The organism is Limnospira platensis NIES-39, assembly GCF_026000695.1.
GTDB classification, from domain to species: domain Bacteria; phylum Cyanobacteriota; class Cyanobacteriia; order Cyanobacteriales; family Microcoleaceae; genus Limnospira; species Limnospira platensis.
Genome location: NZ_AP026945.1, coordinates 2,258,598 through 2,283,130, shown reverse-complemented (window position 1 = coordinate 2,283,130; position 24,533 = coordinate 2,258,598). Strand labels below are relative to the sequence as shown.

At 45.8% G+C, this 24,533-nt stretch carries 13 protein-coding genes; 9 read left to right on the top strand and 4 right to left on the bottom strand.

The annotated features are described in order from the left end of the window. Positions 1-405: 405 nt before the first annotated feature. From N39L_RS11205 to N39L_RS11195, 3 genes are all read right to left on the bottom strand, one after another. A complete protein-coding gene (locus tag N39L_RS11205) occupies positions 406-2,823 on the bottom strand; it encodes an SBBP repeat-containing protein (RefSeq protein WP_014275241.1) in 2,418 nt (805 codons plus the stop codon). Positions 2,824-3,743: 920 nt separating this feature from the next. After that, positions 3,744-5,786: an SBBP repeat-containing protein gene (locus N39L_RS11200; RefSeq protein ID WP_014275239.1), complete on the bottom strand. Its 2,043-nt coding sequence runs from the start codon at positions 5,784-5,786 to the stop codon at positions 3,744-3,746. A 3,050-nt stretch (positions 5,787-8,836) separates the two neighbouring features. After that, positions 8,837-12,445 carry a Yip1 family protein gene (locus N39L_RS11195; protein ID WP_014275236.1) on the bottom strand — a complete coding sequence of 1,203 codons (3,609 nt, stop codon included), beginning with the start codon at positions 12,443-12,445 and terminating at the stop codon, positions 8,837-8,839. 128 nt (positions 12,446-12,573) lie between these two features. Here N39L_RS11195 and N39L_RS11190 point away from each other — a divergent pair, with 128 nt between their 5' ends. The 5 genes from N39L_RS11190 to N39L_RS11170 all read left to right on the top strand — a co-directional run bounded on the left by N39L_RS11190 (position 12,574) and on the right by N39L_RS11170 (position 18,888). Beyond that, positions 12,574-13,953, top strand: a complete 1,380-nt coding sequence (locus tag N39L_RS11190) for a folate/biopterin family MFS transporter (RefSeq protein WP_006617232.1) — start codon at positions 12,574-12,576, stop codon at positions 13,951-13,953. A 192-nt stretch (positions 13,954-14,145) separates the two neighbouring features. Next, positions 14,146-15,624 carry a carotenoid oxygenase family protein gene (locus N39L_RS11185; RefSeq protein WP_014275235.1) on the top strand — a complete coding sequence of 493 codons (1,479 nt, stop codon included), beginning with the start codon at positions 14,146-14,148 and terminating at the stop codon, positions 15,622-15,624. A 278-nt stretch (positions 15,625-15,902) separates the two neighbouring features. Next, positions 15,903-17,066 (top strand): bifunctional diaminohydroxyphosphoribosylaminopyrimidine deaminase/5-amino-6-(5-phosphoribosylamino)uracil reductase RibD, encoded by a 1,164-nt coding sequence (gene ribD, locus N39L_RS11180; RefSeq protein ID WP_006617230.1) that lies wholly within the window; start codon positions 15,903-15,905, stop codon positions 17,064-17,066. Then, on the top strand, positions 17,066-17,668 hold the full coding sequence (locus N39L_RS11175) for a hypothetical protein (RefSeq protein WP_006617229.1): 603 nt from the start codon (positions 17,066-17,068) through the stop codon (positions 17,666-17,668). Before ribD ends, N39L_RS11175 begins: the two co-directional genes overlap by 1 nt. A gap of 143 nt (positions 17,669-17,811) precedes the next feature. Beyond that, positions 17,812-18,888, top strand: a complete 1,077-nt coding sequence (locus tag N39L_RS11170) for a class I SAM-dependent methyltransferase (protein WP_014275234.1) — start codon at positions 17,812-17,814, stop codon at positions 18,886-18,888. A gap of 10 nt (positions 18,889-18,898) precedes the next feature. Here N39L_RS11170 and N39L_RS11165 read toward each other — a convergent pair whose 3' ends face one another. Further along, positions 18,899-19,633 carry an SH3 domain-containing protein gene (locus N39L_RS11165; RefSeq protein ID WP_006617058.1) on the bottom strand — a complete coding sequence of 245 codons (735 nt, stop codon included), beginning with the start codon at positions 19,631-19,633 and terminating at the stop codon, positions 18,899-18,901. Between the two features lie 209 nt (positions 19,634-19,842). On the opposite strand from N39L_RS11165, the gene N39L_RS11160 reads away from it, so the two are divergent. The 4 genes from N39L_RS11160 to N39L_RS11145 all read left to right on the top strand — a co-directional run bounded on the left by N39L_RS11160 (position 19,843) and on the right by N39L_RS11145 (position 24,375). Continuing rightward, the gene (locus N39L_RS11160) at positions 19,843-21,237 is read left to right on the top strand and encodes an NACHT domain-containing protein (protein ID WP_006617057.1); all 1,395 of its coding nucleotides are present in this window, start codon (positions 19,843-19,845) and stop codon (positions 21,235-21,237) included. Positions 21,238-21,415: 178 nt separating this feature from the next. After that, on the top strand, positions 21,416-22,711 hold the full coding sequence (locus N39L_RS11155) for a glucose-1-phosphate adenylyltransferase (protein ID WP_006617056.1): 1,296 nt from the start codon (positions 21,416-21,418) through the stop codon (positions 22,709-22,711). Between the two features lie 86 nt (positions 22,712-22,797). Continuing rightward, positions 22,798-23,262, top strand: a complete 465-nt coding sequence (locus N39L_RS11150; RefSeq protein ID WP_006617055.1) for an AAA family ATPase — start codon at positions 22,798-22,800, stop codon at positions 23,260-23,262. A 120-nt stretch (positions 23,263-23,382) separates the two neighbouring features. Next, entirely contained in the window at positions 23,383-24,375 is a 993-nt protein-coding gene (locus N39L_RS11145) for a DnaJ C-terminal domain-containing protein (RefSeq protein WP_006617054.1), read from the top strand. Positions 24,376-24,533 lie beyond the last annotated feature (158 nt).

The window sequence follows — 24,533 nt, the reverse complement described above, 5'->3', positions numbered from 1 at the left end:
GTGGCTTACTCCCTAGGTACATAAGGCCATAATCGTTTATGGTAGGGGCAATTCATCAATTACCCGGGCGGCAATGGTGAAATGTGACTAAATATGACGAATGCAATAAGATTGCTATATCTGCCTAGATCTCCCTGCAATACCAATTTTATTCCCCCTGAAATATTATGTCAACTCTCAATGGGGTCAAAAAGGCGATCGCTTCCCACTGATATGCTCCTAATCTCCTGATATCAAACAGTTCTGGACTTTATAATATTTGTCCTTGACAAATCCCCGAACTTGACCTACCATTAAAGAATGGGAATCCGTGCCGACATATATAGTGGATTTCTCAGGCCATAAATAAGTGGGGTCAAATAGCCTTCAACCCCACCTGATAAATAGGAACTTAATTCCCCAGGATTAAACTACAAAGAAATCCTCAACCGGAATCTCCCCGAAACCTGGTAAATCCCCCATATATCCAGTGATATTTATCACCAAATCATTCCGGGGCTGAAAACCAGGAACATTATCATTAATCACCAGATAAGTGCCGCGAATATCCCCATGGGTCGCCCTGACCAATGCAGCACTATTAGGTTCTAATGGCTGTCGTCCGGCTTGTCCGCCATCAGCATTACCAAATACCTGATTAACCAACCTTCGCAGGTTAGGAGCATTGCTATTTCGAGCGCGGGTAAAATTCTCAGGAGCCCCGATATCCCGTCCGCGTCGGTTCAGCAGGTCAATTTTATCAGTACCGATGTCAAAATCTGTAATATGGTCAGGAGCTGCTACCCTCGATTCCCCAAACCCGAACACAAAGATATCAGCACCAGGACCACCCGTGAGGATATCTTGACCCGCACCACCGTTGAGGATGTCATTACCTTTTCCACCGATTAAAGTATCACGACCCGCACCACCAACGAGGCTGTCATTTCCCGGACCTCCATCTAAATAATCGTTACCTTTTCCACCGATTAAAGTATCATCACCTGCTAATCCATAGATGGTGTCATTACCAGGGGTTCCTCGCAATAAATCATTGCCGCGAGTACCCCTAATTGGCTCTGGTTCCGGTGTGGGTTCTGGTGTTTCAGCACCATCTATTGTCAACTTGGTAATAAAGGCATCTTCTCCACCACTATTGGTTTGTCCATCTAGGTTGCCTTGAGTCTCGCCCGCCACATAAATCGAGCCATCACTACCGGTGGTCAGGGCACGAGCCATCTCATCCCTACTGCTTCCCAGCAGGCGCGTCCAGTCTTTAGTGCCATCAGGCTGGTACTTGGTGATAAAGGCATCTAAGCGACCAATACTGGTTTGTCCATCTAGGTTGCCCCCAGTATAGCCTGCCATATAAACCGACCCATCACTACCCGTGGTCAGGGCATAAGCCTCCTCACTGCCACTCGTTCCCAACAGGCGCGTCCAGTCTTTAGTGCCATCAGGCTGGTACTTGGTGATAAAGGCATCCTGCATACCACTATTGGTTTGTCCATCTAGGTCGCCAAAGGTATAGCCGGCCATATAAATCGACCCATCACTACCGGTGGTCAGGGCATAAGCCTCGTCCCAACTACTCGTTCCCAACAGGCGCGTCCAGTCTTTAGTGCCATCAGGCTGGTACTTGGTGATAAAGGCATCCCGGCTACCACTATTCCTTTGTCCATCTAGGTTGCCCCCAGTATAGCCGGCCACATAAATCGACCCATCACTACCCGTGGTCAGAGCCTGAGCCCAGTCCCCCTCACCACTTCCTAACAGGCGCGTCCAGTCTTTAGTGCCATCAGGCTGGTACTTAGTAATAAAGGCATCTTCTTCACCACTATTGGTTTGTCCATCTAGGTTGCCTTCAGTATAGCCCGCCACATAAATCGACCCATCACTACCCGTGGTCAAGGCTGATGCCTCGTCATCCTCACGAGTCCCCAGCAGGCGCGTCCAGTCTTTAGTGCCATCAGGTTGGTACTTAGTAATAAAGGCATCTTCTTCACCACTATTGGTTTGTCCATCTAGGTTGCCTTCAGTATAGCCCGCCACATAAATCGACCCATCACTACCCGTGGTCAAGGCTGATGCCTCGTCATCCTCACGAGTCCCCAGCAGGCGCGTCCAGTCTTTAGTGCCATCAGGTTGGTACTTGGTGATAAAGGCATCTTCTCCACCACTATTGGTTTGTCCATCTAGGTTGCCTTCAGTATAGCCCGCTACATAAATCGACCCATCCCTACCGGTAGTCAGGGCTGATGCCCGCTCATCCTCACGGGTTCCCAAAAGGCGCGTCCAGGCGAACTCTGGCGACCCTGACATCTGTACTGCTACTGGTTCTCCTTCTACCCAGATTAATTCCCAATCATTCTGATTCCTTAACCCAGTGATATCAGATTCACTCAACGCTTCCCCATTCACTAACCGCATAAATAACTCTCCCTCATCTCCAGGGGAGTCAATTTCGTTTAGCTGAGAATCCAGATAATGCCCGAATTCCTCGGTTATCACATCCACCAGTTTCTCACTGTGAATGATGGCATCGGATAAATACACCCTACCCGTCACTGAGTCAAAAGCCCCATCAGCACCATTCATCGAGGTAGCCAAAAGCACTATCATCTCTGGTGTGTCTCCCTGAGTGAAAGCCTCAATGATGGTCGCACCTAATTCCACATCCGTAGATGCACCGAAAGCCGTTTGTAAATCTGCCTGAAAATTAGCCGAGGCGAGAAACTCTGTTAATTGCTGGTTAACCTGAGTTAATGCTGCTGTCAGTGGCAGCAAGGGATGGGGAGAATCTGATGATTCGCCAATATCGGACATTTCGCTAGTATTGTTCATTAGGGTATCCCCTCTCCAATGGAGCCATGGGAATTGCACACCTGATTGGTATTTACATGGCTAACGACAATTATACTTAGCTTCCCATATAATCTCCCACACGAATTGTTAAAAAAAGGCGATCGCACCCTTTCCCAGAACTACCTAAAACTCTAAAAATTCCAGGTTTTCCCCTTGACAAATCCCCCAAATTGACCTACCATTAAAGAATGGGAATCTGTGCCGACATATATATGGGTTTATTCAGATAGTCAATCCATCAACAATAGTAGGTTGGGTGCAACCCAACCCCCTGTCAATTTGACTGGTGGGGAAAACCATGGTGGCGTTGGGTTTCGCTGCGCTACACCCAACCTACTTCTGGGAAACTGTGAAGACATATATATGGGTTTATTCAGATAGTCAATCCATCAACAATAGTAGTTGGGTGCAACCCAACCCCCTGTCAATTTGACTGGTGGGGAAAACCATGGTGGCGTTGGGTTTCGCTGCGCTACACCCAACCTACTTCTGGGAAACTGTGAAGACATATATATGGGTTTATTCAGATAGTCAATCCATCAACAATAGTAGTTGGGTGCAACCCAACCCCCTGTCAATTTGACTGGTGGGGAAAACCATGGTGGCGTTGGGTTTCGCTGCGCTACACCCAACCTACTTATGGGAAACTGTGAAGACATATATATGGGTTTATTCAGATAGTCAATCCATCAACAATAGTAGGTTGGGTGCAACCCAACCCCCTGTCAATTTGACTGGTGGGGAAAACCATGGTGGCGTTGGGTTTCGCTGCGCTACACCCAACCTACTTCTGGGAAACTGTGCAGATATATATATAGGTTTGGGGAGCATAAAGGCGATCGCACTTTACAGCCCATCTCATAACCAAGTAGCTAAACCGAAAGCCGCCCAACCATCACCTACGCCCAACCGAAGATATTATCATCTTCTAAACTCACATTAGTAACCCCTTCCAGGACACCCACAAGTTGGTCAGAACCCGCTTCATAAATAGCAGTACCATCATTAAATCCGTTGGGTATTGACCCAATTTCATAGTCATCAGGGCTACCCAGCAAAACCACCATATCCTGATTTACCTGAAAGTCAGTTACTATGCTGTAACCTTCTCCCGGAAGCATCACCAAAGTATCATTTCCCTCCCCTCCCACCAGAGTATCCGCACCTTTTGCACCTCCAAATAGGATATCATTACCCTCGTCTCCAAACAAAATCTGATTACCATTACCTGCTACCAACGTATCATTCCCCTGACCACCATAAATAGAATCATTACCGTCGCCTCCAAATAGGATATCATCATCCTTATTTCCCAATAAGATATCATCCCCCTCCCCAGCAACTAGGATATCATTACCCTGACCACCAAACAGAGTATTATTTCCCTGGGAAACCTGGAGCAAATCATCACCTTGAAAACCCAGCAAAGTTTCATCAGATGCCGTCCCGATAATTACATCATTCTGGTCACTACCAAACCATTGATTAGGCACAGGTTGAGTAATCGAGCCTTGATTCTCCCCTGGCAAAACTCCCGTAATTTGAGGCGGGAAACTATCCCAATTAATAACTTGATGAATTTCTGGTCTCCCCGGTGTGTCAGCACCATCTACTATCAACCTACTGATAAAGGCATCTAACCCACCATTATTGGTTTGTCCATCTAGGTCGCCCGAAGTCGAGCCCGCCACATAAATCGACCCATCACTACCCGTGGTCATGGCGCGAGCATGGTCATTCAACCTGGTTCCCAACAGGCGCGTCCAGTCTTGAGTACCATCAGGCTGGAACCTGCTAATAAAGGCATCCCATTCGCCACCACTATTGGTTTGCCCGTCTAGGTCGCCCCCAGTCCAGCCCGCCACATAAATCGACCCATCACTACCGGTGGTCAGGGCACTAGCCTCGTCCCAAGCACTGGTTCCCAACAGGCGCGTCCAATCTTTAGTGCCATCAGGCTGGAACCTGCTGATAAAGGCATCACCCCTACCACTAGGGGTTTGTCCATCTAGGTTGTCCCCAGTCTTGCCTGCCACGTAAATCGAGCCATCACTACCGGTGGTCAGGGCATTAGCCCAGTCCCTACTACGGGTTCCCAATAGGCGCGTCCAGTCTGTAGTGCCATCAGGCTGGAACCTGCTAATAAAGGCATCAGGCACAAAATAAAAACCACCACTATGCATTTGTCCATCTAGGTTGTCAAAAGTCCTTCCCGCCACATAAATCGAGCCATCACTACCGGTGGTCAGGGCATGAGCCGAGTCCCAAAGCCTGGTTCCCAACAGGCGCGTCCAATCTTTAGTGCCATCAGGCTGGAACCTACTGATAAAGGCATCTTCGCTACCACTATGGGTTTGTCCGTCTAGGTCGCCCCGAGTCCTTCCCGCCACATAAATCGAGCCATCACTACCGGTGGTCAGAGCATGAGCCGCGTCACCGTCACTGTTTCCCAACAGGCGCGTCCAGTCTTGAGTGCCATCAGGCTGGAACTTGGTGATAAAGGCATCAGGCCAGCTACTACTATTTGTTTGTCCGTCTAGGTCGCCCCAAGTCGTACCCGCCACATAAATCGAGCCATCACTACCGGTGGTCAGGGCATGAGCATAGCGCGAATCACTGCTTCCCAACAGGCGCGTCCAGTCTTGAGTGCCATCAGGCTGGAACCTGCTGATAAAGGCATCAGCCCTACCACTATTGGTTTGTCCGTCTAGGTCCCCATAAGTATAGCCGGCTACATAAATCGAGCCATCACTACCGGTGGTCAGGGCAGTAGCCGAGTCCTCCTCACTGGTTCCCAAAAGGCGCGTCCACCCGAACTCTGGCGGCGCGGACATCTGTACTGCTACTGGGTCTCCTTCTACCCCACTTAATCCCAGTGGGGGCATGAAATTCTGAGAATCTGATGATTCAAAAATATGGAATATTTCGCTAGTATTGTTCATTAGGATATCCCCTCCAATGGAGCCATGAAGATTTCATACCTGATTGGTATTTACATGGCTAACCACAATTATACTTGGCTCCCCATATAACCTCCCACGGGACTTGTTGAAAAAAGGCGATCGCACCCTTTCCCAGAACTCCATCAACCCGCCCCCAATCAACAGTTTAGGCAATCCTAAAAACATTCTAAAAATCTCAGTTTTTCTCTTGACAAATACCGGAGCTTGACCTACCATTAAAGAATGGGAATCCGTGCCGACATATATATGGGTTTATTCAGATAGTCAATCCATCAACAATAGTAGGTTGGGTGCAACTCAACCCCCTGTCAATTTGACTGGTTGATAAAACCATCGTGGCGTTGGGTTTCGCTGCGCTACACCCAACCTACTTCTGGGAAAATGTGAAGACATATATATGGGTTTATTCAGATAGTCAATCCATCAACAATAGTAGGTTGGGTGCAACTCAACCCCCTGTCAATTTGACTGGTTGATAAAACCATCGTGGCGTTGGGTTTCGCTGCGCTACACCCAACCTACTTCTGGGAAAATGTGAAGACATATATATGGGTTTATTCAGATAGTCAATCCATCAACAATAGTAGGTTGGGTGCAACTCAACCCCCTGTCAATTTGACTGGTTGATAAAACCATCGTGGCGTTGGGTTTCGCTGCGCTACACCCAACCTACTTCTGGGAAAATGTGAAGACATATATATGGGTTTATTCAGATAGTCAATCCATCAACAATAGTAGGTTGGGTGCAACTCAACCCCCTGTCAATTTGACTGGTTGATAAAACCATCGTGGCGTTGGGTTTCGCTGCGCTACACCCAACTACTTCTGGGAAAATGTGAAGACATATATATGGGTTTATTCAGATAGTCAATCCATCAACAATAGTAGGTTGGGTGCAACTCAACCCCCTGTCAATTTGACTGGTTGATAAAACCATCGTGGCGTTGGGTTTCGCTGCGCTACACCCAACCTACTTCTGGGAAAATGTGAAGACATATATATGGGTTTATTCAGATAGTCAATCCATCAACAATAGTAGGTTGGGTGCAACTCAACCCCCTGTCAATTTGACTGGTTGATAAAACCATCGTGGCGTTGGGTTTCGCTGCGCTACACCCAACCTACTTCTGGGAAAATGTGAAGACATATATATGGGTTTATTCAGATAGTCAATCCATCAACAATAGTAGGTTGGGTGCAACTCAACCCCCTGTCAATTTGACTGGTTGATAAAACCATCGTGGCGTTGGGTTTCGCTGCGCTACACCCAACCTACTTCTGGGAAAATGTGAAGACATATATATGGGTTTATTCAGATAGTCAATCCATCAACAATAGTAGGTTGGGTGCAACTCAACCCCCTGTCAATTTGACTGGTTGATAAAACCATCGTGGCGTTGGGTTTCGCTGCGCTACACCCAACCTACTTCTGGGAAAATGTGAAGACATATATATGGGTTTATTCAGATAGTCAATCCATCAACAATAGTAGGTTGGGTGCAACTCAACCCCCTGTCAATTTGACTGGTGGGGAAAACCATCGTGGCGTTGGGTTTCGCTGCGCTACACCCAACCTACTTATGGGAAAATGTGAAGACATATATATGGGTTTATTCAGATAGTCAATCCATCAACAATAGTAGGTTGGGTGCAACTCAACCCCCTGTCAATTTGACTGGTTGATAAAACCATGGTGGCGTTGGGTTTCGCTGCGCTACACCCAACCTACTTCTGGGAAAATGTGAAGACATATATATGGGTTTATTCAGATAGTCAATCCATCAACAATAGTAGGTTGGGTGCAACTCAACCCCCTGTCAATTTGACTGGTTGATAAAACCATCGTGGCGTTGGGTTTCGCTGCGCTACACCCAACCTACTTCTGGGAAAATGTGAAGACATATATATGGGTTTATTCAGATAGTCAATCCATCAACAATAGTAGGTTGGGTGCAACTCAACCCCCTGTCAATTTGACTGGTGGGGAAAACCATCGTGGCGTTGGGTTTCGCTGCGCTACACCCAACCTACTTATGGGAAAATGTGAAGACATATATATGGGTTTATTCAGATAGTCAATCCATCAACAATAGTAGGTTGGGTGCAACTCAACCCCCTGTCAATTTGACTGGTTGATAAAACCATGGTGGCGTTGGGTTTCGCTGCGCTACACCCAACCTACTTCTGGGAAAATGTGAAGACATATATATGGGTTTATTCAGATAGTCAATCCATCAACAATAGTAGGTTGGGTGCAACTCAACCCCCTGTCAATTTGACTGGTTGATAAAACCATCGTGGCGTTGGGTTTCGCTGCGCTACACCCAACCTACTTCTGGGAAAATGTGAAGACATATATATGGGTTTATTCAGATAGTCAATCCATCAACAATAGTAGGTTGGGTGCAACTCAACCCCCTGTCAATTTGACTGGTTGATAAAACCATCGTGGCGTTGGGTTTCGCTGCGCTACACCCAACCTACTTCTGGGAAAATGTGAAGACATATATATGGGTTTATTCAGATAGTCAATCCATCAACAATAGTAGGTTGGGTGCAACTCAACCCCCTGTCAATTTGACTGGTTGATAAAACCATCGTGGCGTTGGGTTTCGCTGCGCTACACCCAACCTACTTATGGGAAAATGTGAAGACATATATATGGGTTTATTCAGATAGTCAATCCATCAACAATAGTAGGTTGGGTGCAACTCAACCCCCTGTCAATTTGACTGGTTGATAAAACCATCGTGGCGTTGGGTTTCGCTGCGCTACACCCAACCTACTTATGGGAAAATGTGAAGACATATATATGGGTTTATTCAGATAGTCAATCCATCAACAATAGTAGGTTGGGTGCAACTCAACCCCCTGTCAATTTGACTGGTTGATAAAACCATCGTGGCGTTGGGTTTCGCTGCGCTACACCCAACCTACTTCTGGGAAAATGTGAAGACATATATATGGGTTTGGGGAGGGGTTCAGTCTCCCCAGGTAAAATCACCAGACGGAGAGACCGAATCAACTACCTAAGACCAATTCTTTTTAGCGGGTTTAATTTGAGGGACTCCCAATCGAAAATCTGTAGGTGCGACTGGTTCAATGTCCGGGTCAAAACCACCTACTTGATTAGTCATCAGTATCCATAAATCAGCCCCAAATTGCAGGAAAATCATCGCTATTTGGTCATGAACCCAACGAGGTAGAAGAGTCCGCCAACTAGACAAAGCTTTAATCAGAGTATCGCCGGGATTTTCCACAGTCAAATCACCCAATTTGGGCGCATTAAATCGCCAGTCTGGGCGTACCTTTCCCATAGGGGTTAAATAATGTTCTAGGGTATTCAGTAAATCTGCTAACTGTTGGAAACGGAGAGTTTGTTCATGATCAGGATGTTCTCGCAACCATTTAATAATGAGGGGATTTAATTCTAACTCAGCTAAAATTCGCCGCAGAGAAGAATATAAGGCTTGGCTAGAGTCCTGACAACAGGAATTAACCGGACTAACAAAAGTATTTCCGGTTCCGTCTCCGACGCGATAACGCGCCGCCATAATATCCAATTCCTGAATAACCGCAGTTAGGGGGGAGAATTTGATGCCATCAAAATCATAATCTTCGGTGAGGGGGCTAAACTTAATTAGAGTTTCGCATAATGGTCGCACACCCAACCATCCCCATTGACGATCGCCTCCATAATGTTCCCAAGCATTCGCCCCAGAAACAATACCATCAGTATTATTAGTGTAAATTTGTCGGTACTCCATCGCAAAACGTAACTCCCCCGTCAAAGGGTCTCGTTTTACCGTAGCCACCCCAAAAGCAAAATGCCCAAAATAGATCTTCATTGACGCTAATTCCGCCTTATTTCCGCCAATACCTCCAAACAGGTGCATCATCAAAGCCCGATCGCCTTCTCGCCATTGAGAAATCGCCTGAGTATTATCTTGACCCTCATTGTGCGGAGATAATAACACATTTTTAATCTGCCCCTTTTCCGCCTTCAAATTCCCCAAATAATCACGCCTCAAGTAATCCAAGCATGGCGACAGACCATGAATCACCCGTTGAGGACTTAGGCGCAACATTTCCCGAGGTGCGATCGCCTGTACCGTAAACCGACCCTGCTTATTTCTCGCCCCATAAATATACCATCCCCCCTCATTAACCGGAGACTCTTCCACCCCCTGATTATTAAAAGAATAAACCCCATTACGATTGGGAATGACCGTCGGCATATAAACTATCTCATCATCCCCATCAAAATCCCCTGTAGACGGGTTAAAATGCCGAACTTGAAACAGGTCATTACCCAAGTTTTTGACAAACCTCACAACCCCATAAAACCACCCCGAAATTTGCATCGGTTCCCGTTGAATATACACCACCGGAACACCCTCCCCAGTATCCCTAATTACCACTGGTTCAGGAAGTGCCACAATCATATCATCATCAGGTCTCGCCCCCGCCAAAGACTCCAAAGGATCCACATTTTCCCAGCCATCAAGTCGGTGAGGGTGAACCTTTCCCTGTCGTTCACTAAGGCGCGCTTGTTCCGAGAAATTAACATCCATTTTTAACAATTTCGAGTAATTTTGAACCCACTGTTCATCACTCCAGCGTAAAATTACTACCTGTCCGATGCGATGTTGATTTTCAGGGTCAGCATGATAAATTTCCAGCCGTACCCCTTTCAGGCTTTCCCGTTCATCTGGACTTGGTAAAATTAACCGACCTATCCAAGTATAATTAGGGTGATATAAATCGGTATTTAACCTTTGTTGAATTGGATAATAACCCACTTGATTAAATAACCCCTGCTTGTAGCGTTCATATTCGCTAATGGTGATAAACTTCTCCGGGTCTAATCCCGTGAGTTCCCAATTTTGACAGAGAATCCCCGTAATAATTTGCACCGTCTGTTCCAGGTGCGTCCGTCCGTCCGGTAACAGCGCATCCCCCATGGGTCCATCATCGCCATTATGACCTACTGGACCCAAAGAAATCAAGATAATTCTGCCCCGTCTTTTGGCGCGATTCCAATTAGAAAGAACCGAAATCGGCCAGCGTCCTGAAAACATAATCGGACCGAGTTTTTCTACATGATCTTTTTCCCCCACCAGGTGATAGAGTCGTTCAATCACCATAGCCCCGGTATTCCCACTAATTACCCCCGCTAAAGAAATCACCTCAATGGGGGCATTAATATTGTATTTGAGGAAACTGACCGCACCCATAGACATCTGACCACCCCCACTGTAACCAATCAAAGTAATCGGTTTACCACTACCGAGGGGATAGCCAAAGCTAATTAGACTATCATAAATTACTTGAGCTAATCCTTGGTTTTGAATCGGACCATAGCGTGGGTCGGCGGCGATCGCCACAGAAACCACATTGCGGAAATTGATAATAAAAGCGATCGGGTTAGCCGGATTTTTTAGGGATATTGATTCAATGATTTGCCAAATAAACGATAGGGGACGGTCTGAAGTTAGCGGTTTATTCGTCACACTATAAGGCATGATTCCCTTGACCATGAGAATATCATCAGGTAACGACTCAGCCAGCTTGTTGAACATATTTTCAACTTGCGGGAGGTATTCATGGGAACCTTGATTGATACCATCTAGGTACATCACATAACGGGAAATGCTGTTGGGGTTCTCGATTTCTTTGATCGGGGTTCCTGTATATTTCAGGGTGCGATCGCCATACCATCCCGCCCACCAACTTAGGGCTTCTAGGGGAGTTAGGAATATCGAAAAGAATAGCGCGATCAAGCTAATAGTCGTCAGGTCGATCGCTAATTGCAAAGTTTGTTCTAACGCATTGTACCAACGACTAAACCAACCTGGGGACTGGGAGGAAATTAACACAAACACGAAAAACGCCGTTAACCCTAATGCGATTAATTTGATCGCCCGGTTGCGTTTGATAGTTTCTGGACTGTGGCGCGTCGCAGCATCCAGTATTACTTCATTACCTACATCATCGATCGTTTCTATGTTACCTGACATCACCATTTGTGTGAGTTTTTGGCGATCGGTCACTACCTCGGTTCCCGCCACTAGGTTAGTTAACTGTTGACCCAGAATCATTAACGGACTGCCGATCGTTCGTTGTAATATCTGCAATAGCACCCAGCCTAACCCTACCGACGAAAAAGTAGCCCACGTATCAAGATTCGTTACGGCTTTAATCGCCGTTACTTCCGCTAGTAATGACCAAATCGACAGAAATACACCAATGGGAATGCCAAGATACGGAAGACCCACTATAAATCGTAAAATTTGCGGCGCGTAGCTTAATCCTAGGGTCGTAATCGTTGATTGCAGGTTCAGTCCGCTATTAAATATCGCATTGTGAACTAGCCAAATACTCCCAGCCCAAAACCAAAACGTGAACACAAACAAAATCGCCGCCATTCCTAAACTCAGCAAAAATCGGAAGGGTCGGACTCGGTTAATAAATAAAACAATCGATTGACCTATAGCCTGAGATAGTCCCGCCACTAACACTATTGTTAGGGCTAGTCCTCTACCTAGGGGTAGGATATTAATTTCTACAAAAGCATCTGCATTCAGGGACAGCGCCCCTAAGATTAGATGCCACCAGTGGTCAAATGCTGTTTCCATAGTGATTCACATCGTCTCAATATGTAGATTTGGTCTGCAATAGACTTTAAGCGATCGCATGATCGTGTCGTTTTCGATTGAACTCGCTATGATATCAATATTGAAATTTCTTAACTTTTGTTTACAAAATGCAATTATCCCCAGTTGGCTTTGGCAACACCAAGGCATGGCTCAAGAAGCATATACTATTTGGCAATGAACCCAACCCAGAATTGCTCGCCATTCTGACCGTGTACTTTGTACAAGGGATTTTGGGCCTCTCCCGTCTCGCCGTTAGCTTCTTCCTCAAAGATGATTTGGGCATGAGTCCCGCCGAAACCGCCGCCCTATTCGGAATAGTCTCTATTCCCTGGGTCATTAAACCCCTATTCGGCTTTATGTCCGACGGGTTGCCAATTTTTGGATATCGCCGCCGACCCTATTTAATCCTATCCGGCTTAATGGGGACTTTCTCCTGGGTTTACCTAGCCACCCTTGTTCATCATCCCATTACCGCGACAATTGCGATCGCCCTTAATTCCCTATCCGTAGCCATCAGCGATGTCATTGTAGACTCATTAGTAGTAGAAAGAGCCCGAAACGAATCTATCAGCAATATCGGTTCCCTTCAATCCCTATGTTGGGCTTTCTCAGCCATTGGTGGGCTAATTACCGCCTATCTCAGTGGCTATCTCCTCGAAATCTTTACCTCAGAAACCGTTTTCCTCATTACCGCTACCTTTCCCCTATTAGTAATGGTTGTCGCATGGGCGATCGCTGAAGATAAAATTACTAACATCTCCAATTGGCAAACCGTCAAACACCAAGCCCAACAACTGCGGGCCGCCATCACCCAAAAATCCATCTGGCTACCCACCGCCTTCATCTTCTTGTGGCAGGCTACCCCCACCGCCGACTCAGCCTTTTTCTATTTCACCACCAACGAATTAGGATTTCAACCAGAGTTTTTAGGGCGAGTCCGCCTAGTTACCAGTATCGCCGCCCTCCTAGGTATTTGGCTATTTCAGCGCTTCTTTAAATCTGTTCCCTTCCGTAAAATCTTCCTAGTCTCAACCCTTCTCTCCGCCGCCCTCGGTATGACCATGTTACTCCTCGTTACCCACACCAACCGCGCCCTAGGAATAGACGACCACTGGTTTAGTCTCGGAGATAGTCTCATCCTCACCGTAGCCGGAGAAATCGCCTATATGCCTGTTTTAGTCCTCGCCGCCCGCCTATGTCCCCCCGGCGTAGAAGCTACCCTCTTCGCCCTATTAATGTCCGTCTCTAACCTCTCCCGACTCATATCCCACGAGTCTGGCGCACTTCTCACCCACTTATTAGGAGTCACCGAGACTAACTTCGACCAATTATGGTTGTTAGTAATTATCACTAACTTAACCACCCTTTTACCATTACCACTAATTCGCTGGCTACCATCCACCAGCGCCGAAAGTCACACCGATAACATCGATTCACCAACCCTAGAATCAACCGCAGAATTAGTCCCCGAATTAGTCACAGATTAATTAATCATTAATAACTGGTAATTCATCTCCCTTTCCGACTCACTCTCCCTCACCCACAGGGCGGCGAGGGATAACACAGCCTACCTTGACCTTTCACAGCCCTTGATATATACTATATATATCTGCTTATTGATTGGCAACACCAATTAACCATCACTTAGTTAATCACCTCCAAAAAATACTCATTCAATCATGCAAAATACCATATCTGAACCCTCCCACAATCAACTATCATATAACCCCAAAGACTGGCAAAAAGGTTATTTATCTCAACCCAATGAATACAACTATACCATCACCAATATTGACGGAGAAATCCCCCCAGACCTCAAAGGAACCCTATTCCGTAACGGTCCCGGTTTATTAGATATCGGTGGCTTACCCATTCATCACCCCTTTGATGGAGATGGCATGATTTCCGCTATCCGCTTTCAGGACGGACAAGCACACTATCAAAATCGCTATGTCCGCACACTCGGCTACATAGACGAACAACAAGCCAAAACTATTCTTTATCGCGGTGTCTTTGGCACCCAAAAGCCTGGCGGTTTTCTCCACAACGCCTTTGACCTGCGGATTAAAAATATTGCCAATACTCAAGTCATTTATTGGGGTGGTAAATTACTCGCTTTGTGGGAAGCTGACCTACCCTATCACCTCAACCATGAAACCTTAGAAACTATCGGGCTAGATCACCTTGACGGTATCCTGGAACCCGGAGAATCTTTCGCCGCCCACCCCCGCATTGACCCCAGTTCTAAGTTTAATGACGGTTCCCCAAGTTTAGTTAATTTTTCCATTAAACCAGGACTATCAACCACTATCCGTATTTATGAACTCGACAGCCATGGTAGCCTCCTGCAAAAATACGCCCATACAGTCCCCGGATTTGCCTTTATCCATGATTTTGCCATCACCCCTAACTACTGTATTTTCTTCCAAAATCCCGTAAAATTTAATCCCCTTCCTTATCTGTTTGGACTCTGTGGCGCAGGACAATGTGTCCATTTTCAAACTAATCAACCTACCCGCATCATTGTTATTCCTCGTGACCCCGCACAACGACAAAATATCCGACATTTTGACGCTCAATCTGGCTTTGTTTTCCATCATGCTAATGCTTTTGAACAGGAAAATCAGATTTGCGTTGATTCTATATGTTACCAATCTTTACCAGGGGTTGACCCACAGGCTAATTTTCGCGATACTGATTTTAATGCCTTAGAACCTGGTCAACTCTGGCGGTTTACCCTTGACCTCACTACCGGACAGGTTCAGCGTCAATTAATAGAATCTCGCTGTTGTGAGTTTCCTACTACTCACCCTAATTCTGTTGGTCGCCCTTATCGATATCTCTACGCCGCCGCCGCCCATAATAGCCAAGGAAATGCACCCCTTCAGGCGATTATTAAGTTTGACCTGGAAACCGGTTTGCGTCAACTTTGGACAGCCGCACCACACGGCTTTACTGGAGAACCTGTCTTTGTTCCCCGTCCTCATGCTACCTCCGAAGATGATGGCTGGTTATTGACTCTCGTTTATGATGCACAACACCACCGCTCTGATGTCGTTATTTTGGATGCGAAAAACCTTGAAAAAAATGCGATCGCTACCCTACACCTTCAACACCATATCCCCTATGGTTTACATGGGACTTTCGCTAACATTTAACTGATTTAACATTGGGGCAGCTTTTTTGTATACAATCTTCTTGCCCCCTTCTGGCTCGCCTAATGTTAACTTTTGTAAAAAAAAATTAAGTTTTGTTGCAAAAATTTTTTTTGGGGGGAGGGGGGTTGCTTTTTCGCGGCACTTGCGCTACAATTTTAGTATAATGGGATGGTTGCAAAATTTTTATTTTCCGCAATATTCAATTATTCAACCTAACACCAAAATATTATCATCAATCCTGAGCCCCTGTCAACCCCTTTAACAAAAATTGTCCGCTGATGAATTTACCAAATGCTCAATCTGTCTCAGAATTTGACCGCCAGATGATGCGTTATTGTCTAAATCTGGCAAAGGAAGGGCTAGGAAAAACCGCACCAAATCCCCTAGTAGGTTGTGTGATTGTCCGTGATCAAAAAATTATCGGAGAGGGATATCACCCCGGACCCGGACAACCCCATGCCGAAATTTTTGCCTTGCGATCGGCCGGAGAATTAGCCAGGGGAGCCACAGTATATGTGAACCTAGAACCGTGTAACCATTACGGAAGAACTCCCCCCTGTAGCGAAGCCTTAATTAAAGCAGGAGTTGCTAAAGTAGTGGCGGGAATGGTGGATCCGAATCCTCTCGTAGGTGGACAGGGAATTGCTAAACTGTGCGAAGCCGGAATAGAAGTAATTGTCGGAGTAGAAGAATCAGCCTGTTTAAAATTAAACGAAGCATTTGTTCATCGGATTATTTATAAACAAACCTTTGGTATCTTCAAATATGCCATGACCCTCGATGGAAAAATAGCCACAGATATAGGTGATAGTGCTTGGGTAACAGGTGCGATCGCTCGCCAGGAAGTTCACCGTCTGCGGGTCGCCTGTGATGCAGTCATTGTCGGGGGAAATACCGTCAGGCGAGATAATCCTCACTTAACCACCCACGGTCAAGGGGAACCCAACCCTCTGCGGGTAGTCATGAGTCGTAGTTTAGATTTACCATCATCAGCGCGACTTTGGGACACTTCCGAGGCTGCTACCATAGTTTTTACAAAAGTTGGTTCCCGTCCCGATTTTCAAGAACACTTGCGGAAAAGGGGGGTAGAGGTCGTGGAATTTGCACCATTGACACCCACTAAAGTTATGTCATATTTCTATGAGCGTCAATTTTTGTCCGTGCTATGGGAATGTGGCGGTCGTCTAGCCTCGGAAGCCATAACTCAAGGGTGCGTTCACAAGATTTTGGCGTTTATTGCTCCTAAAATTATTGGTGGACAGGCTGCACCCTCTCCCGTCGGTAATTTAGGCTTTAGTCAAATGACCCAAGCCTTATCCCTAGAAGGAGTAAGCCTGCGAGCGATCGGTTCAGATTACCTAATTGAGGGTTATTTGTCTAATGGTAGGTCTCGAACCTTACCAGAGGCTTTTCAATCCCCGACCACAGGGAGTAAAGCCTGATGAATGAGGTGATTATTTTAGGCTTGATGGTCAGCAGCCTCGGCGTGGAAGCAGTCCTAACCGGAAGCTGGCTATGTCAATTGCAGGATGAACAACAACAAGAATATGAAGAGGAGGAAGAAATCTTGACTCATTATGATTCCGACAACCCTAATACCACCACGATCGCATCCTCTCAACCTCAGATATCTTCCCCTAATCATCAAGACTGGGAATATAAAATTGTTCGCGCTCAAAGAGATTTATTTCGGAATCCTAAAACCTTTGAAAAACTTTGTCAGGAAGAGGCGATCGCTGGTTGGGTAATGGTCGAAAAACTAGACGATCGCCGGGTTCGCTTCCGTCGTCCTAGCAACTACCAGCCATCCCAGTCTCAGTCAGATCAAGCAGCCTTCATTGACCCCTATCGGTCTTCCTATGGGTCTAGCTTTAACTTGATTGGTTTACTAACAGGTGTCGCCTTTTTAATGGCAATTATTCTCCCCGCTTATTTGGGATATATATTGGTATCAACTACCTTAAATAGTCTGCCCCCAGAACTACCCATAACCCCCGAAATAACCGAAGGTAACGAAGATGAAAACATCGAAATACCCAGATAAATCCTATATATCCCATCAGAGTTTAGCACCCCATTAAGTTTATACTTTCGATTTGGGTATCCCTTATCCCTAATCTGAGAAAATGCCATAATCGGTCTATTCTCCTGTAGGATAGACCATTATTCTATAATATTCATCCGGTTATGACTGCAACTAAAAACCTAGAAACCCTTGGCTGTCTTGGTCAAGTTACCTTAGAAGGCGATATGGTACGCCTTAAAGGTTGGTCTGCTTCCTGGGGAGGTGGTCCTGTCCTGGATTTTCGGATTAATATTGGTGGCTTAGATGTTCCTCAGTTTCGGGTAGAGAAGGGGTTAATTAGTCAGGATGTCCAACAGTTATTTCCTAGTTTAGATCACGCTGACCAGGCTAGGTTTTTGATTTATATTCCCCTAACTTGGATTCAACAAACAGGTTTATTAAATAGTTTGGTCAGGCTAACTCCTGTGTTTGCATCGGGAGAAGGTGATGTTTTATTTGGGTTCTTGGAACCTTCGCTTCCGGTTCCCGAAAAAAGCGATCGGGTTGGGGTCGGTGGTAGTTTTAAGTTTGTGGCGGCCGACTTTTTAGGACATTTTGTTAATAAAGCCAATTTACAACCAGCAGAGGCGGTTCTTGATGCGGGTTGCGGGGTCGGTCGCATCGCTTATGGTTTGGCTTATTATCTCAACTCTCAAGCCTCTTATCACGGGTTTGATATTGTTCCCCATTGGATTGATTGGTGTCAGCAAGTGATTAGTGCTACCCGTCCTAATTTTCATTTTCAATGTGCCGATTTATACAGCGATCGCTATAATCCCACTGGTAAAACTCCCGCCGAAAATTTTGTTTTTCCCTACCCTAATAACCAATTTGATTTTGTGCTTTTAACTTCCGTTTTTACCCATTTATATGCAGACGCTAGTCGGAATTATTTACAACAGATAGCCCGCGTGTTAAAGCCTGGTGGTCGGTGTTTATGCACTTTTTTCCTATTAAACGGGGAAACCGAATCCTTGATTAAATCAGGTCGGAGTTCCCGCAATTTTGCCTATGCTGTCGGCGAAAGTTTTATCGATGATCCTGATAATCCCGAAGATGCGATCGCACATCCAGAAGCATTAGTAATGGATTGGATTAAGGATTCTGGTCTATCAGTACAACGCCAAGATTATGGGATGTGGTGTCGTCGCAGTCGTTCCGCTAGTTATCAGGATATGTTGGTGCTGTCTAAAAATTAAAGCATCCTACTTATTCTTCTAATCTCACCAAAAACTCATAGGTAAAACCTCGGAAATTAGAGTCGAGTTGGAAAGTATAGGTTCCCGATTCGGGAATTACTCCCGTCCATTCCGTTAGCTGCTCATTAGCATTAACATCATCCCCTAAAAGTTGACCATCAGGAGTAATCATATAGGGAAAAATCGAGTTTTCCGCCGTAACTGTCAGAGTTTGACCTGCTTCAGCTTCCAACGTATAGCTATGGCTACCACCGCCAATAATTTCCCCTTGGATAATAGCTGAATTACCACCAGGTAAAAATTCAATCCGTTGGCGGACATTCGGACAACTGCTATGGGTTCGGTTTTTAGCAACCCATCCCGGAACCGGATCACTAATTTCTAGCCAACCATCTCGCTCATTGACTACCGAAATAAATGTATTATTGGGGAGTTGACCAACAATGTTACCTTCCTGAACTTGAGGCGATCGCCTTACATTTAAAGGAGGGTCAGGATCTTGGACAATTGCCATAGTAATCTCGCAGCCAGTTGTCGGCGGTCTCACCACAATTGGTGGCGACTCTATCATCCCAGGTGCTTCACTTGGCGCACTGGGAACCGGGGACTCAGTAACTGTTGGTTGAGGTGAGGCGGCGGGGGTTTCCTGTGAAGATCGCCACTGAATAGCGATCGCTGCTACTATAACTGCTGTCACCAGTCCGGCTACACTGGCAACTATCAATTGCTTGGGTTGGAAGGACATGGGACAGACCTCGCTTGTACACAAAAATGATCTTCAAAAATTGCAGAGTTCCCAATTCCAAATATATCAAAACTTACCCCCTCTTCCCCAATCCTTCAGGACTCTAACCTAAAACTTAACATGATAATTATCTCTAAAGTTATAGTTAGCGTGTATTTTTAACATAATCATTATTTCCTGCCCCGATCGCAAATCCTGACTCTATATCAATGCCTAGATTAACTGGTACTCGGGTACAAGTTCCCAAACGCCATCAATTACTCACCCAAGTTAAACAAGAGGTGAGACAATATCGGCTACAGTCTCCCCATCGCCATGTTCTCACCAAGTTAGCCCAAGAAAAACCCCCCCTACGCATGAGGCGCGCTTGGGATGTGGAAGTGAAAATAGGCAGCCGCCCTAGTGTTAAATTAGCAGCTAATGCCGGAATTATTGAAGTTTTCGATCACATTGATGGCCGCTTGTTGATTTTGGGGGGAACTGGTTCCGGGAAAACTACCACCCTGGTGGGACTCGCTAAAGTCCTAGTAGATAGGGCCTTATCTGATGAACATGAACCTATGCCGATTTGGCTCAATTTATCATCTTGGCCTGTTGATCAACAATCCATCTCCGACTGGATTATAGAGCAAATGCACCTCAAATATGCGATCGCTCCCGAATCAGGACGCTACTGGATGGAACAACTCCAGATCCTCCCCTTATTGGATGGTTTCGATGAGGTCGAAGAACATCATAGGGAATCCTGTATTCAATATATTAATGATTTTTTAGACAGTCATCTCTCCCCCCTACATTTAGTAGTATCTAGCACCGTCAAATCCTATCATCCATGCCAGTCACGGTTGCAGCTAAATGGTGCAATATTATTACGTCCCTTGACTAATCGACAGATACACAAGTATTTAATGAATGCTAGAAGTCGGGAACTTTGGCATGACATCGAAGAAGAACCACAGTTATTAAAATTAGCCAAAAAGCCATTATTTTTAACAATGATGACCCTGGCCTATGAAAATATCTTAATCTCATCTTGGAAACATTTAAACACCATTGATGAGCAACAAGAGTATTTATTAAAAGCCTATCTGCGCCATCAAATTTCTACCTTACGCGATCGCCATCATAATAGTAATGCACCCAAAAACTACAGCTCCGAACAATTCCGCCACTGGTTGACAGAACTCGCCAAACGCCTCGAAAAAGAACAAACGCAAGATTTTATCCTCGATCGCATTCCCAAAACCTGGCTACATACCCCCGAACAAGAACGGGCCTATAATCTCGCCATGAAGATAGTCGAAAGTGGCATTTGGTGGTCAATTATAGCAGCGATGATCCTAGCAATCATTTGGCGATCGCTCCCACTGTTAATCGCCGCCATGATCCTCGGAATCATATTAGCCCTCACCTACCAAAGGTTGAGCTTAAAATTGGCGATCGAACGCCTGATATTGCGATTTGTCCTATGGGGAGAAGGAGATGCACCCTGGAACTATGCCCAATTTTTAAATGATGCCACCGGGTTACTGTTGCTCAGAAAAATTGGCTCACGCTACCAATTCATCCATCGCCTACTACAAAAACATCTTGGCAAAACCTAAACACTTCTCAAACAGGTGCGTCAGTAGTTGATTATGGCGTGATCATGACTATTTAGGCGGTCAGGCCAAGCCAACCAGACAGTCTATGGGCTAGTTTTAAACTTTGCTACTTGCCAAGATTGCCATCGAGTCGGACACTTAGACTTGGGAGAACTGATGCAGTCGAGAGGTAATTTAAGTGAAACAAGTATTAGCAGTAATTCTAGGTGGCGGTGCGGGCACCCGTTTGTACCCCCTAACCAAAATGCGAGCCAAACCCGCTGTTCCTTTAGCCGGTAAGTACCGTTTGATCGATATTCCGATCAGTAACTGTATAAACTCAGAAATTCTGAAAATCTATATCCTGACCCAATTTAACTCAGCATCCCTTAACCGTCATATTGCCCGAACCTACAACTTTTCTGGCTTTACAGATGGCTTTGCGGAAGTCCTCGCCGCACAACAAACCAGTGTCACTAACCCCCAATGGTTTCAGGGAACCGCTGATGCAGTGCGCCAATATCTATGGCTCATGGAAGAATGGGATGTTGAACATTTCCTGATTCTCTCCGGTGACCACCTGTACCGCATGGACTATCGGGATTTTGTCCAACGTCATATCGACACAGGGGCAGACATTACCCTATCAGTTTTACCCGTAGACGAAAAACGGGCTTCTTCTTTCGGCTTGATGAAGATTGACGAAAGCACTGGTCGGATTATCGATTTCAGCGAAAAACCCAAGGGAGAAGCCCTAAAACAAATGGCAGTGGATACTAGCACCTTGGGGTTATCCCCGGAAGAGGCAGCCGAATCCCCTTACATCGCTTCTATGGGCATCTACGTTTTTAAAAAGGATGTTTTATTTAAACTACTCAAGGATGCCCCAGATCAAACCGATTTTGGTAAGGAAGTGATTCCTGGTGCCGCTAAGGATCATAATGTTCAAGCCTATCTGTTTAACGATTACTGGGAAGATATCGGAACTATTGAAGCCTTTTTTGAAGCTAACTTGGCTTTGACTCAACAGCCACAACCTGCTTTTAGTTTCTACGACGAGAACGCTCCTATTTATACCCGTTCCCGCTACTTACCACCATCCAAGATGCTGGACTGTCAGATCACTGAATCTATTATTGCTGAGGGTTGCATTCTCAAGGAATGTCGCATTGATCATTCTGTGCTGGGGTTGCGCTCTCGTGTCGAGTCCGGTAGTCTCGTTGAAGACACCATGTTAATGGGGTCAGATTTCTATCAACCTTTTGCTGAACGTCAATATGGTTTAGAAAAAGGTAGCGTTCCTATCGGTATCGGTAACAACACTACTATCCGCCGGGCTATTGTCGATAAAAATGCTCGCATTGGTCGCCATGTCCAGATTATCAACAAGGACCATGTTCAGGAAGCAGAACGGGAAGAGGATGGCTTCTACATTCGCGGTGGAATAACCGTAATTTTGAAAAATGCCGTGATTCAAGATGGGACAATTATTTAGGTTTACCTTTTGGGTAGTTCTATGGTTGACTAAGGGAAAGGAGGCTATTTTAACCTTCCTATCATATAAACAATCTGCCCTAGTCCATGTCTAAAATTGTCTTGATTATAGGGCTTCCTGCTAGTGGGAAGTCCTTTATTGCTGAAAGGTTATCTCAAGGCTCGCGCTTTCAGCGCTGGGTCTCCACTGATAGAATTCGCCAGCGCTTATTTGGTGATGAGAGTGTTCAAGGACCTTGGTTGCAGATCTGGGCTCAGATTTGTGCGGAACTTGAACAGGCCGTTGCTGATATGGTTGATGTTATTTATGATGCTACTAATGCTCAACGCCGTCGCCGCCGAGATTTAATTGCTCAGGTCCGTGGCTTTGGTTTTCAGTCGGTGGGGGGATTATGGGTTAATACTCCCCTAGAGGTCTGTCTAGCACGCAATGAAAGGCGATCGCGCCAAGTTCCTCAAGGGGTGATTCTCCAAATGTATCGCCAACTTACAGACGCGCCTCCCAGCCTTAATGATGGTTTCGATCGCCTCATTGAGATTCAAAATATATAAATATGCTGCTTTTCCTAGCATCCTCTGCTAGGCTGGATCGAATTAGACTGGATTTTCAGACTCAAGTTATTGTGCGGACGCACCCAAAAGCACGAAATGAGAACAGTAGGAGAGTAGATAATGCCGACGACAGATTATAAAGATTACTATTCAGTTCTCGGCTTAACTAAAAATTCTAGCGCCGATGAGATTAAAAAAGCCTATCGCCGATTGGCTCGTAAATATCACCCAGATATGAATCCCGGTAATAAGGCTGCGGAGACCCGCTTTAAGGAGGTTAATGAGGCTTATGAGGTACTCTCTGACCCCGAAAAACGCCAAAAGTACGATCGCTTTGGTCAATATTGGCATCAAGCCGGAAACTCCGGTTGGTCTGGAACTACTAATAGCGCTAATAATCCTGATGTCGGTGGCTTTGATTTTAGCCAGTTTGCTAGTTTTGATGAGTTTATCAATAGTCTATTAGGACGCGCGCCGGGAAGTCCTGGGGGTGCCGGTCGTAGCTATTCCTATCGCACCAATCAGTCCAAATCACCCGGTTATGGTGGATTTGAGGATTTTACTTCTTCCTCTTCCTCTCATTCGGGTTCTAATCTTGAGACTAAGGTAACATTAACTCTTAGTGAAGCCTTCCACGGTACTCAGCGCCGCATAAGCGGTGGTGAGGTTTCGATTCCCCCTGGCGTGAAACCGGGAAGCAAGATTAGAATTCGGGGACAAGGACAGGTTGACCCCTACACCCAGCAACGGGGAGATTTATATTTGATTGTCGATATTCAACCCCACAGTTTTTTTAAGTTAGATGGCGATAATCTTACCTGCGAAATTCCCGTAACTCCTGATGAGTTGGTTTTGGGAGCTTCTATTCAGGTTCCTACTCCTGATGGTATGGTGAAAATGAATATTCCCCCTGGGCTTCGCTCTGGACAGTCTCTCCGACTTAAGGGGAAAGGTTGGCCGAAACCAAAGGGCGGCGGACGTGGTGATCAGTTTGTCAAGTTATTGGTAGTTCCACCTGATGAACTTACTGCGATCGAGCGTGAATATTATCAGAAAATTGCCGCTAATCGTACTTTTAATCCCCGTAGTAGTTTATCTTCCATCAGTCTTTAGATACTCAAAACTCTACAGCCTAAACTCGATTATAACTCGATTCTCTAAAGGCAAGGGACAACCGGGAAATTAATTAATAATTGTACTAACCATATCCCTCTGGGAGATGCTCACCCCCCCCCATATCAAGCCTAGGCTATGGGGGAATTGTTGACTAT